This window comes from Azospirillum agricola (assembly GCF_020005195.1).
Classification (GTDB): domain Bacteria; phylum Pseudomonadota; class Alphaproteobacteria; order Azospirillales; family Azospirillaceae; genus Azospirillum; species Azospirillum agricola.
Genome location: NZ_JAIFZR010000005.1, coordinates 114,285 through 125,902, shown reverse-complemented (window position 1 = coordinate 125,902; position 11,618 = coordinate 114,285). Strand labels below are relative to the sequence as shown.

The following is an 11,618-nucleotide window of genomic DNA, read 5'->3' as shown; positions in this document are numbered from 1 at the left end:
ACTGAATTTCGTTGAGAGCGCCGGCGGAGACTCCAGGAGGGGTCCGCCGGCAAGGAAGGAGACGAAGAGGCCATGGCGTTCCTCGACCGCGCGGCGCGCAGCCTGTTCCTGACCGAGCTGGTGGGCGGCCTTGCGCTGACCCTGCGCTACATGTTCAAGCCCAAGGTCACGCTGAACTACCCGTATGAGAAGGGGCCGATCAGCTCCCGCTTCCGTGGCGAGCACGTGCTGCGCCGCTACGCGAACGGCGAGGAGCGCTGCATCGCCTGCAAGCTCTGCGAGGCGGTGTGCCCGGCGCTCGCCATCACCATCGAGGCCGAACCGCGCGACGACGGCAGCCGCCGCACGACGCGCTACGACATCGACATGACCAAGTGCATCTACTGCGGCCTGTGCCAGGAGGCCTGCCCGGTCGACGCCGTGGTCATGGGGCCGAACTTCGAGTTCTCCACCGAGAACCGTGAAGAGCTTTTCTACAACAAGCAGAAGCTGCTGGCGAACGGCGACCGCTGGGAGGCGGAGATCGCCCAGAACCTCGCGGCCGAGGCTCCTTACCGGTAAGCGGAAGCGAGAAAAACGATGATTATCCAAGGCATCGCCTTCTACGTGTTCGCGGCGCTGCTGGTGGCCTCCGGTGTGATGGTCATCTCGGCGCGCAACCCCGTCCATTCGGTCCTGTATCTGATCCTCGCCTTCTTCCAGGCGGCCGGCCTGTGCCTGCTGATGGGCGCCGAGTTCGTCGCGATGATCCTGGTCATCGTGTATGTCGGCGCGGTCGCGGTGCTGTTCCTGTTCGTGGTCATGATGCTGGACATCAACTTCCGCGAGCTGCGGCAGGGCGCCATGGAGGTGCTGCCGCTCGGCGCGCTGATCGGGCTGATCCTGCTGGCCGAGCTGGCGGCGGTGCTGGGTGGCTGGATCGTCGCCCCCGGCGTCGACAAGCTGGCCGCGGCGCCGACCCCGGCGATCGACGCCGTGTCGAACACCGAGGCGCTCGGCCGCCTGATGTACACCCAGTATGTCTATCTGTTCCAAGCCTGCGGCATCGTCCTGCTGATCGCCATGATCGGCGCCATCGTGCTGACGCTGCGCCACCGCGCCGGCGTCCGGAAGCAGAATGTCGGCGCCCAGATCGCCCGTCACCGGGACGATGTGGTCGTCATCCGCAAGGTCACGACCGGGGAGGGCGTGTGATATGGAGATCGGTCTCGGGCATTATCTGACGGTCTCGGCCATCGTCTTCACGCTCGGCGTCCTCGGCATCTTCCTGAACCGGAAGAACGTCATCATCATCCTGATGTCGATCGAGATGATGCTGCTGGCGGTGAACCTGAACCTGGTGGCCTTCTCGACGCATCTGCACGATCTGGTCGGCCAGATCTTCGCCATGATCATCCTGACCGTGGCGGCCGCCGAGGCGGCCATCGGCCTCGCCATCCTGGTGGTCTACTTCCGCAATCGCGGCTCGATCCGAGTCGAAGACATCAACATGATGAAGGGTTGAGGCGGCGCCATGGAAGTGCTTGTCGTATTCCTTCCGCTTCTGGCGTTCCTCATCGCCGGATCGATCGCGCTGTTCGGCGGGCCGAAGGCCGCGCCGGCGGCTGCCGGTCACGGACACGATCATCATCACGATGCGCACGGTCACGACGATCATGCGCACGCCGCCCACGCCCACGCCCATGACGATCATGGTCATGACGACGCGCACGACGACCACCATGTGGTCGCCGGGCCGCCGACGGCGGGCGACCGCGCGGCGCAGTTCGTGACGACCGGCGCCGTCCTGGTGTCGGCGCTGCTCTCCTGGATCCTGTTCTTCGACGTCGCCGTCGGCGGTCACCCGCGCACGGTCGAGCTGATGACCTGGATCCAGAGCGGCACGCTCGACGTCAAGTGGGCGCTGCGCGTCGACCAGCTCACCGCGGTGATGCTGATCGTCGTCAACACCGTCTCGGCCTGCGTGCATCTCTACTCGATCGGCTACATGGCCGACGACCCGCAGAAGCCGCGCTTCATGGGCTACCTGTCGCTGTTCACCTTCGCCATGCTGATGCTGGTGACGGCCGACAACCTCGTGCAGCTCTTCTTCGGCTGGGAGGGCGTCGGTCTCGCCTCCTACCTGCTGATCAACTTCTGGTACGAGAAGCCGTCGGCCAACGCCGCCGCCATGAAGGCCTTCCTGGTCAACCGCGTCGGCGACTTCGGCTTCGCGCTCGGCATCTTCGCGATCTTCGTGCTGACCGGCTCGGTCCAGTTCGACGCGATCTTCGCCAAGGCCCCGACCATCACCGGCCAGTCGCTGCATTTCCTCAGCTGGGACTTCAACGGCCTGACCATCGCCTGCCTGCTGCTGTTCATGGGCGCCATGGGCAAGTCGGCGCAGCTCGGCCTGCACACCTGGCTGCCGGACGCCATGGAGGGCCCGACCCCGGTGTCGGCGCTCATCCACGCGGCCACCATGGTGACCGCCGGCGTGTTCATGCTGTGCCGCCTGTCGCCGGTCTTCGAATACGCGCCGACCGCGCTGGAGGTGGTGGCCGTCGTCGGCGCCCTGACCGCCTTCGTCGCCGCGACCATCGGCTTCACCCAGTTCGACATCAAGCGCGTCATCGCCTATTCGACGATGTCGCAGCTCGGCTACATGTTCTTCGCCGCCGGCGTCTCGGCCTACGGCGCGGCCATGTTCCACCTGTTCACGCACGCCTTCTTCAAGGCGCTGCTGTTCCTTGCCGCCGGCTCGGTGATCCATGCCCTGCATCACGAGCAGGACATGCGCAACATGGGCGGCGTCTGGCGCAAGATCCCCTTCACCTACGCGGTGATGTGGATCGGCAACCTGGCGCTGGCCGGTCTGCCCTTCTTCGCCGGCTACTACTCCAAGGACATGATCCTGGAGGCGGCCTACGCCTCGGCCAGCCCGATCGGCCGCTTCGCCTTCGCGCTCGGCATCGCCGCGGCCCTGCTGACCGCCTTCTACTCCTGGCGTCTGCTGTTCATGACCTTCCACGGCAAGCCGCGCATGGAGAAGTCGGTCTACGACCACGCCCATGAATCGCCCTTCGTCATGCTGATCCCGCTGGGCGTCCTGGCGCTTGGCGCGCTGTTCGCCGGCGTCGGCTTCCACGAGTGGTTCATCGGCCACGACCGCGCCGCGTTCTGGGGTAAGGCCATCCTGGCGCTGCACGACACCGACAGCATCGAGGCCGCGCACCATCACACGCCCGGCTGGGTGAAGCTGGCGCCGCTGGTCGTCGGTCTGCTCGGCATCGCCGCCGCCTACATCGCCTACATCCAGATGCCCGGCCTGCCGGCCAAGGCGGCCAAGGCGCTGCCGCGCCTGCACGCCTTCTTCTACAACAAATGGTACTTCGACGAGCTGTACGACCGCCTCTTCACCCGTCCCGCCAAGTCGCTGGGCTACGGGCTGTGGAAGTCGGGTGACGGCGCGCTGATCGACGGCGTCGGTCCGGACGGCGTCGCCGCCGCGACCCGCGACGTCGCGGCCCGCGCCAGCCGGTTGCAGTCGGGGTATGTCTATCACTACGCCTTCGCCATGGTGATCGGGGTCGTCCTGCTCGTCGCCTGGCTTGCGGCCTTCGGTTGAGCGGTTGAGGGGGAACAACAAAAATGGCTAGCTGGCCGCTCCTGTCGTTCACGACCTTCCTGCCGCTCGTCGGTGTGGCGCTGATCCTGCTCTTTTGCAGGGGCACGTCGCCGGATGTGGTGCGGAACGTCCGCTACATCGCGCTGTGGACGACACTCGTCACCTTCGTGCTGACGCTGTTCATCTGGATCAACTTCGACCCGCGCAATCCCGGCTACCAGATGGTCGAGAAGGCGGCGTGGATCCCCGATTTCGGCATCTCCTACCACATGGGCGTCGACGGCATCTCGGTGCTGTTCGTCGTGCTCTCCGGCTTCCTGATGCCGCTGTGCATCCTGGCCGGCTGGGAGTCGGTGCAGACCCGGGTCAAGGAGTACATGATCGCCTTCCTCGCGCTGGAAACCCTGATGATCGGGATGTTCTGCGCGCTGGACTTCGTGCTGTTCTACATGTTCTTCGAGGGCGTCCTCATCCCGATGTTCCTGATCATCGGCATCTGGGGCGGTCCTCGCCGGGTCTATGCGGCGTTCAAGTTCTTCCTCTACACGCTGCTCGGCTCGGTGCTGATGCTGCTGGCGATCCTGGCCATGTACTATGTGGCCGGCACCACCGACATCCCGACCATCACCGCCACCCAGTTCCCGCGCGGCATGCAGCTCTGGCTGTGGCTGGCCTTCTTCGCCTCCTTCGCCGTGAAGGTGCCGATGTGGCCGGTCCACACCTGGTTGCCGGACGCCCACGTCGAGGCGCCGACCGCCGGGTCGGTCATCCTGGCCGGCGTGCTGCTGAAGATGGGCGGCTACGGCTTCCTGCGCTTCAACATTCCGATCCTGCCGGAGGCCACCGAGTATTTCGCGCCGCTGATCTACACGCTGTCGGTCGTCGCCGTGATCTACACCTCGCTGGTCGCTCTCGCCCAGGAGGACATGAAGAAGCTGATCGCCTACTCCTCGGTCGCCCACATGGGCTTCGTCACCATCGGCATGTTCGCGCTGAACCAGCAGGGCATCGAGGGCTCGATCTTCCAGATGCTGTCGCACGGCGTCGTCTCGGGCGCCTTGTTCCTCTGCGTCGGCGTCGTCTATGACCGGCTGCACACCCGCGAGATCACCCGTTACGGCGGTCTGGTGAAGAACATGCCGAAATACGCGGTGGTCTTCCTGTTCATGACCATGGCGTCGGTCGGCCTGCCGGGCACCGCCGGCTTCGTCGGCGAGTTCCTGGTGCTGCTCGGCGTCTTCCGCGACAACACCTGGGTCGCGGCGCTGGCCGCCACCGGCATGGTGCTGGGCGCCGCCTACGCGCTGTGGCTGTACCGCCGCGTCGTGTACGGCAAGCTGGTCAAGCCGGACGTCAAGGCGATGTTCGACATGAACGCCCGCGAGATCGCGGTCTTCATCCCGCTGGTCCTGGTGGTGCTGTGGATGGGCGTCTACCCGAGCAGCTTCCTGAACGTGACCTCGGCGTCGGTCGAGCAGCTGATCCAGACCTACCAGACCAAGCTGGCCGCGTCGCACGCCGCGTCCGGCCTGTCGGTCGCCGCGCGCTAAGGGGTTCCTCGACATGACCGCAGTGTTTCCCGACATCTGGCCGGCCCTGCCGGAGATTTTCCTCGCGGCGGCGGCGATGGCCCTGCTGATGCTCGGCGTCTTCCGCGGCGACGGCTTCACCCGTCCCGTCTCCTACCTGACCGTCGTGGTCATGCTGCTGGCCGCCGTCCTGACGATGGGCTACGGCACCGGCCGCGTCGTCACCTTCAACGGCCTGTTCGTGATGGACGCCTTCGGCGTCTTCATGAAGGTGCTGGTGCTGGTGGCCGCCGCCGCCTCGGTCATCCTCTCGCTCGGCTTCAACGAGCGGGAGGAGATGGCCCGCTTCGAGTTCCCGGTGCTGATGCTGCTCGCCACGCTCGGCATGCTGATGATGATTTCGGCCAACGATCTCATCTCTCTGTATGTCGGTCTGGAGACGCAGAGCCTGGCGCTCTACGTCATCGCGGCCTTCCGCCGCGACAGCGCCAAGTCGTCGGAAGCCGGCCTGAAGTATTTCGTCCTCGGCGCCCTGTCGTCCGGCATGCTGCTGTACGGCGCCTCGCTGGTCTACGGCTTCGCCGGCACGACCTCCTTCGACAAGATCGCCGCCCTCTTCGCCGGCGGCGCCCATGTGTCGACGGGCGTGGTGATCGGTCTGGTCTTCGTGCTGGCCGGCCTGGCCTTCAAGGTGTCGGCCGCCCCCTTCCACATGTGGACGCCCGACGTCTACGAGGGCGCGCCGACCCCGGTCACCGCCTTCTTCGCCGCAGCACCCAAGGTGGCCGCCATCGCGCTGTTCACCCGCGTGCTGATCGAGCCGTTCGGCCACCTGACCGCCCAGTGGCACCAGGTGCTGGTGGCGACGGCCATCCTGTCGATGGTCATCGGTTCCTTCGTCGCCATCATGCAGACCAACATCAAGCGGCTGATGGCCTACAGCTCGATCGGCCACATCGGCTACGCGATGGTCGGTCTGGCCGCCGGAACCCAGGACGGCGTGCGCGGCGTGCTGATCTACATGGCGCTCTACATCGCCATGAACATCGGCGCCTTCGCCGTCATCCTGTCGATGAAGGCCAAGGGCGTCATGCTGGAGGAGATCAAGGACTTCGCCGGCCTGTCGAAGACCAACCCGCTGCTGGCGGCGACCATGGCGATCTTCATGTTCTCCATGGCCGGCATTCCGCCGATGGCCGGCTTCTTCGGCAAGCTCTACGTCTTCCTCGCCGCCGTCGCCGCGCAGGACTACGCGCTCGCCGTGATCGGCGTGCTGACCAGCGTGGTGGGCGCCTACTACTACCTGCGCATCATCAAGATCATGTATTTCGACGAGCCGGTGGTGGTGGTCGACAAGGTCGATGACGACGGCATGACGGGCATCCTGGTCGCCACCAGCCTGTTCACCCTGCTGTTCTTCGTGGCTCCGGCGCCGATCCTGAACGGGGCCGCCGCCGCGGCCGCGGCACTCTTCGCCGGATGACCGCAGCGTTACCCGAGTCGGAGGCGGCGCGTCTGCGCCTGCCTCCGGGCTTCCAGGTCAAAGCCTTCGCCTCCGTCGGCAGCACGAACGACGAGGCGAAGGCTTTGGCGCGTGCGGGGGCAGGCGAAGGCACCATCGTCTGGGCGCGCCGGCAGGAGAGCGGGCGCGGCCGGCGCGGGCGGGCCTGGACCTCGCCCGAGGGCAACCTCTACAGCTCGACCATCCTGCGGCCCGGCGGCTCGCCGGCCGAGGCGGCGCAGATTTCGTTCGTCGCCGCGCTCGCCATCGCCGAAACCGCCGAATCGGTGCTGCCCGACCCGTCGGGCGTGCGCTGCAAATGGCCCAACGACGTCCTGGTCCGTGACCGCAAGCTCTCCGGCATCCTGCTGGAGTCGGAGCCCGGCGCGGACGGCGCGGTCGGCTGGCTCGTGCTCGGCGTCGGCATCAACCTGCGTCATTTCCCCGACGACGCCGGCTACGCCGCAACCTCGCTGACCGCCGAGGGCGCCCCGGTGATGGCGCCGTCCGCCCTGCTGGAGATCTACGCCGGGCATCTCGCGGCCTGGTACGGCCGCTGGCGCGCGTTCGGCTTCGGCCCGGTGCGCGACGCCTGGCTGGCGCGGGCGCGCGGGCTCGGCGGGCCGATCCTGGTTCGGCTGGCCGACCGCACCATCCCCGGAACCTTCGCCGATCTGGACAGCGACGGCGTTCTGTTGCTTGATCCAGCGGACGGTGGTCCGCGACAGCGCATCGCCGCCGGTGACGTCTTCTTCGCCCCTCCGCCCGCTTCCTGACACGGACGCCAGCCCATGCTGCTCGCCATCGACGCCGGTAACACCAACGTGGTCTTCGCCATCTACGACGGCGACCGACAGCGCGGCATCTGGCGCACGGCCAGCGACCCGAAGCGGACCTCCGACGAGTACATGGTGTGGCTGACCCACCTGATGGCGCTGAAGGGGCTGAAGCCGGTCGACATCCTCGGCACCATCATCGCCAGCGTGGTTCCCGGCGCCACCTTCAACCTGAAGCGGCTGTGCAAGGACCATTTCGGCTGCGAGCCGGTGATCGTCGGCCAGCCCGAGGTCGATCTCGGCACCAAGGCGCTGGTCGACCGGCCGGAGGAGGTCGGCGCCGACCGCCTCGTCAACACGGTGGCGGCGGCGGCCACCTACAAGACCCCGCTGATCGTCATCGATTTCGGCACCGCGACCACCTTCGACGTGGTGGATTCCGACGGCAACTACCGCGGCGGAGTCATCGCGCCCGGCCTGAACCTGTCGCTGGAGGCGTTGCAGATGGCGGCCTCCAAGCTGCCGCGCGTCGAGATCCAGCCGCCGGCCGCCGTGATCGGCCGCAACACGGTGGCCTGCATGCAGTCCGGCATCTTCTGGGGCTATGTCGGCCTCATCGAGGGGCTGGTCGCCCGCATCAAGGCTGAGTATGGCGAGCCGATGTCGGTGGTCGCCACCGGCGGGCTGGCTGTTCTTTTCGCCAAGGCGACCCATGTCATCGAACACACCGACGGCGAGCTGACGCTTCGCGGTCTCCTCCTGATCCACAAGCGCAACACGAGCAAATGACCCAATCCTCCAAGACCGCCGCCGGAGCCGCACCGATGCCGGCGGACCCCTTCGTTCCGGAGGATGACGCGCTGTATTTCCTGCCGCTTGGCGGCTCCGGCGAAATCGGCATGAACCTCAACCTCTACGGCCATCGCGGCAAGTGGTTGATGGTCGATCTCGGCATCTCCTTCGCCGACGATTCGATGCCGGGACTCGACGTGATCATGCCCGACCCGGCCTTCATCGTGGAGCGGCGGGCGGATCTGGTCGGGCTGGTGGTGACGCACGCGCACGAGGATCATCTGGGGGCCATCCAGTATCTGTGGCCGGAGCTGCGCTGCCCGGTCTACTGCACGCCGTTCACCGCGTCGGTGCTGCGCGCCAAGCTGCACGAGCGGGGCCTGAGCGGCGTCGTGCCGATCCACGAGGTGCCGCTCGGCGGCTCGCTGGAGGCCGGTCCCTTCGCCGTCGAATACGTCACGATGACCCATTCGATCCCGGAGCCGAACGCGCTCGCCATCCGCACCTCCGCCGGGACCGTGCTGCACACCGGCGACTGGAAGCTCGACCCCGAACCGCAGGTCGGCGGCGTCGCCGACGAGAAGCGGCTGCGCGAGATCGGCGACGAGGGCGTGCTGGCGCTGGTCGGCGACAGCACCAACGCGCTGGTGCCGGGCACCACCGGGTCGGAGGCGACGGTCCGCGAAACGCTGATCGATCTGATCGGGCGCTACCCCGACGTGCGGGTCGCGGTGAGCTGCTTCGCCACCAACGTCGCCCGGCTGGAGAGCATCGCCGTCGCCGCGGCGGCGCACGACCGCCATGTGGCGCTGGTCGGCCGCTCGCTGTGGCGGATCAACGAGGCGGCGCGGGCCAACGGCTACCTGGCCGACGTGCCGAAATTCCTGACCGAGCATGACGCGGCCTATCTGCCGCGCGAGAAGCTGGTGCTGATCTGCACCGGAAGCCAGGGCGAGCCGCGCTCGGCGCTCGCCCGCATCGCGGCCGACGATCATCCGCAGATCACGCTGGCGCGCGGCGACGTGGTGGTCTTTTCCTCCCGCGAGATCCCCGGCAACGAGCGCGACATCGGCCGCATGCAGAACCAGCTCGTCGCCCAGGGGGTCGAGCTGGTGACCGCCGACGAGGCTCCGGTCCATGTGTCCGGCCACCCGGCGCGCGACGAGCTGGTGCGCATGTACCAGTGGGTGCGCCCGCGCATCGCCGTGCCGGTGCATGGCGAGCAGCGCCACCAGCAGGCCCACGCCGCCCTGGCGCAGGACTGCCAGATTCCCGAGCAGATCGTCCCGGCCAACGGCGAGCTGATCCGGCTCGGTCCGGACACGCCGCCGCGGGTCGTCGCCCATGTGAAGGCCGGCCGCATGGCGCTCGACGGCAAGCGGCTGGTGCCGCTCGACGCCGGGCTGATGCGCACGCGCAACCGCATGGTCAACAACGGCGCCTCCGTGGTCACGCTGGTGATGTCCGCGCGCGGCGAGCTGCTGACGGCGCCGCAGGTGGCGCTGATGGGGCTGGTCGACGAGGTCGCCGACCGCGACATGGTGCTGGACGTGGTCGACGCCGTGCGCGAGGCGGTCGCCGGCCTGTCCAGGACGGCGCGGGCCGACGACGCCCAGGTGAAGGAGGCGGCGCGCGTCGCCGTGCGCCGCTGCTTCAACGCGTCCCATGGCAAGAAGCCGGTGACGGAGGTCCACCTTGTCCGTGTCTAGCTTGTCCGCGTCTGGCTTGCCCGTGTTCGGGGGCCGTGTATAAGGGCGGAGACCACGGACATTCCGTCTCCCAGGCATCGCGAGGACACCATGATCGGAAAGCTGAACCATGTCGCCATCGTCGTTCCGGATCTGCCGGCGGCGACCGCGCTCTACCGCGACACGCTGGGCGCCACGGTGTCCGATCCGGTCGATCTGCCGGCGCATGGTGTCACCGTGGTCTTCGTGACCCTGCCCAACACCAAGATCGAGCTGCTGCATCCCTTCGGCGAAGGGTCGACCATCGCGCCCTTCCTCGCCAAGAACCCGTCCGGCGGCATCCACCACATCTGCTACGAGGTGGAGGACATCCTGGCCGCCCGCGACCAGCTGAAGGCGCAGGGCGCCCGCGTGCTGGGCGACGGCGAGCCGAAGATCGGCGCCCACGACAAGCCGGTGCTGTTCCTGCACCCGAAGGATTTCTGCGGCACGCTGGTGGAGCTGGAACAGGCGTGACCGTCCAAATCCGATAGGCCAAATTCGATAGGGCGGATCGGGTGAGGGCGGGACGGCCGGTGCTGGGAGGGTGTCATGGACGGTTGGGTAACGGGAATCTTCGTCTACATCATCGTCTGGTGGGTGGTGCTGTTCGCGGTGCTGCCCTGGGGCGTGCGGACGCCGGAGAATCCGGAGCCGGGCATGGCCAACGGCGCGCCGGTCGAACCGCACATCCTGCGCAAGTTCGTGGCCACCTCCATCGTCGCGCTGGTCGTCTGGCTGGTGATCTACGCCATCGCCCAGTCCGGGCTGGTGTCCTTCCGCGACATGATCAAGGACATGTGAGGGAGCCGAGCCGGTGAGCCTGACCTACTGCGCGGCCGCCCCCGGCCATCCCTATCATGGGCCGTACCACGAATCCGAATACGGCTTTCCCAGCACCGACGAGCGCGTGCTGTTCGAGCGGCTGGTGCTGGAGATCAACCAGGCCGGCCTGTCCTGGCTGACCATCCTGAAGAAGCGCGACGCCTTCCGCGCCGCCTTCGACGGCTTCGACGTCGATCGCGTCGCCGCCTACGGCGAGGCGGAGCGCGCCCGCCTGCTGGCCGACGCCGGCATCGTGCGCAACCGGCTGAAGGTGGACGCCGCCATCGAGAACGCCCGGCGCATCGTCGCCCTGCGGGACAGCCACGGATCCTTCGACGGCTGGCTGCGTGCCCACCATCCGCTGGGCAAGGCGCAATGGGTCGCGCTGTTCCGCAAGACCTTCCGCTTCACCGGCGGCGAGATCGTCGGCGAGTTCCTGATGAGTCTGGGCTATCTGCCCGGCGCCCACCAGCCGGATTGCCCGGTCCACGGGGTGGTGATCGCCCAGGCGCCGCCCTGGAAGAGCGCCGTGGACGCCGGCTTCGCCGGATACGATGAGTAAGAAATAGGCAATGAAGCGCCTTTTCGGCGGGCAAAGGGCCAAGCTTCAGGCAAAACAGCAAAAATTTTGAGCAGACATCCTGGTTGCCTGTGTTTTGGGCTTGCCAGTGCCGCCGCGCGGGTCCAGACTTTTGGTGTGACGAGGGGGATGCATGTTCCCCTTTTCCGACGCCTGGTGGCGATTCCTCCCTAAACTCGTCAGGCCGCGCCGCATCCGCCGCGCGGCCTTTCTTTGTGCCGGCCGGGGAAGGGCGGGGCGGAGGGCGCGGGGGAAGGGATCGGTTCTTTTCGTTCGCGTTG

Annotated in this window: 12 protein-coding genes; all 12 read left to right on the top strand. The window is 67.3% G+C overall.

All coding sequences use genetic code 11. The annotated features are described in order from the left end of the window. Positions 1 to 72: 72 nt before the first annotated feature. A complete protein-coding gene (gene nuoI, locus JN22_RS15405) occupies positions 73 to 561 on the top strand; it encodes an NADH-quinone oxidoreductase subunit NuoI (RefSeq protein ID WP_085554820.1) in 489 nt (162 codons plus the stop codon). An 18-nt stretch (positions 562 to 579) separates the two neighbouring features. After that, entirely contained in the window at positions 580 to 1,194 is a 615-nt protein-coding gene (locus JN22_RS15400; protein ID WP_085554819.1) for an NADH-quinone oxidoreductase subunit J, read from the top strand. Between the two features lies 1 nt (position 1,195). Next, on the top strand, positions 1,196 to 1,504 hold the full coding sequence (gene nuoK / locus JN22_RS15395; protein WP_085554818.1) for an NADH-quinone oxidoreductase subunit NuoK: 309 nt from the start codon (positions 1,196 to 1,198) through the stop codon (positions 1,502 to 1,504). A 9-nt stretch (positions 1,505 to 1,513) separates the two neighbouring features. Next, positions 1,514 to 3,607 carry an NADH-quinone oxidoreductase subunit L gene (nuoL, locus tag JN22_RS15390; protein WP_085554817.1) on the top strand — a complete coding sequence of 698 codons (2,094 nt, stop codon included), beginning with the start codon at positions 1,514 to 1,516 and terminating at the stop codon, positions 3,605 to 3,607. A gap of 23 nt (positions 3,608 to 3,630) precedes the next feature. Continuing rightward, positions 3,631 to 5,157 (top strand): NADH-quinone oxidoreductase subunit M, encoded by a 1,527-nt coding sequence (locus JN22_RS15385; protein ID WP_085554816.1) that lies wholly within the window; start codon positions 3,631 to 3,633, stop codon positions 5,155 to 5,157. 13 nt (positions 5,158 to 5,170) lie between these two features. Continuing rightward, positions 5,171 to 6,619 carry an NADH-quinone oxidoreductase subunit NuoN gene (nuoN, locus tag JN22_RS15380; RefSeq protein WP_085554815.1) on the top strand — a complete coding sequence of 483 codons (1,449 nt, stop codon included), beginning with the start codon at positions 5,171 to 5,173 and terminating at the stop codon, positions 6,617 to 6,619. Beyond that, on the top strand, positions 6,616 to 7,413 hold the full coding sequence (locus JN22_RS15375) for a biotin--[acetyl-CoA-carboxylase] ligase (RefSeq protein ID WP_085554814.1): 798 nt from the start codon (positions 6,616 to 6,618) through the stop codon (positions 7,411 to 7,413). The genes nuoN and JN22_RS15375 overlap by 4 nt, the downstream gene beginning before the upstream one ends. A 15-nt stretch (positions 7,414 to 7,428) precedes the next feature. Further along, positions 7,429 to 8,202, top strand: a complete 774-nt coding sequence (locus JN22_RS15370; RefSeq protein ID WP_085554813.1) for a type III pantothenate kinase — start codon at positions 7,429 to 7,431, stop codon at positions 8,200 to 8,202. Positions 8,203 to 8,237: 35 nt separating this feature from the next. After that, complete coding sequence (locus tag JN22_RS15365; RefSeq protein WP_223677746.1) at positions 8,238 to 9,914, top strand: ribonuclease J; 1,677 nt, start codon at positions 8,238 to 8,240, stop codon at positions 9,912 to 9,914. Between the two features lie 90 nt (positions 9,915 to 10,004). Next, positions 10,005 to 10,409 (top strand): methylmalonyl-CoA epimerase, encoded by a 405-nt coding sequence (mce, locus tag JN22_RS15360; protein ID WP_085554811.1) that lies wholly within the window; start codon positions 10,005 to 10,007, stop codon positions 10,407 to 10,409. Positions 10,410 to 10,484: 75 nt separating this feature from the next. After that, the gene (locus tag JN22_RS15355) at positions 10,485 to 10,736 is read left to right on the top strand and encodes a DUF1467 family protein (RefSeq protein ID WP_085554810.1); all 252 of its coding nucleotides are present in this window, start codon (positions 10,485 to 10,487) and stop codon (positions 10,734 to 10,736) included. 13 nt (positions 10,737 to 10,749) lie between these two features. Further along, complete coding sequence (locus JN22_RS15350; protein WP_085554809.1) at positions 10,750 to 11,319, top strand: DNA-3-methyladenine glycosylase I; 570 nt, start codon at positions 10,750 to 10,752, stop codon at positions 11,317 to 11,319. Positions 11,320 to 11,618: the final 299 nt, after the last annotated feature.

What these genes read in the sequence shown, in the direction of transcription:
- nuoK (WP_085554818.1), top strand. Translation starts at nt 1,196, where the DNA reads ATGGAGATCGGTCTCGGGCATTATCTGACGGTCTCGGCCATCGTCTTC.
- JN22_RS15365 (WP_223677746.1), top strand. Translation starts at nt 8,238, where the DNA reads ATGCCGGCGGACCCCTTCGTTCCGGAGGATGACGCGCTGTATTTCCTG.
- JN22_RS15375 (WP_085554814.1), top strand. Translation starts at nt 6,616, where the DNA reads ATGACCGCAGCGTTACCCGAGTCGGAGGCGGCGCGTCTGCGCCTGCCT.
- nuoL (WP_085554817.1), top strand. Translation starts at nt 1,514, where the DNA reads ATGGAAGTGCTTGTCGTATTCCTTCCGCTTCTGGCGTTCCTCATCGCC.
- nuoI (WP_085554820.1), top strand. Translation starts at nt 73, where the DNA reads ATGGCGTTCCTCGACCGCGCGGCGCGCAGCCTGTTCCTGACCGAGCTG.
- nuoN (WP_085554815.1), top strand. Translation starts at nt 5,171, where the DNA reads ATGACCGCAGTGTTTCCCGACATCTGGCCGGCCCTGCCGGAGATTTTC.
- JN22_RS15400 (WP_085554819.1), top strand. Translation starts at nt 580, where the DNA reads ATGATTATCCAAGGCATCGCCTTCTACGTGTTCGCGGCGCTGCTGGTG.
- JN22_RS15355 (WP_085554810.1), top strand. Translation starts at nt 10,485, where the DNA reads ATGGACGGTTGGGTAACGGGAATCTTCGTCTACATCATCGTCTGGTGG.
- JN22_RS15385 (WP_085554816.1), top strand. Translation starts at nt 3,631, where the DNA reads ATGGCTAGCTGGCCGCTCCTGTCGTTCACGACCTTCCTGCCGCTCGTC.
- mce (WP_085554811.1), top strand. Translation starts at nt 10,005, where the DNA reads ATGATCGGAAAGCTGAACCATGTCGCCATCGTCGTTCCGGATCTGCCG.
- JN22_RS15370 (WP_085554813.1), top strand. Translation starts at nt 7,429, where the DNA reads ATGCTGCTCGCCATCGACGCCGGTAACACCAACGTGGTCTTCGCCATC.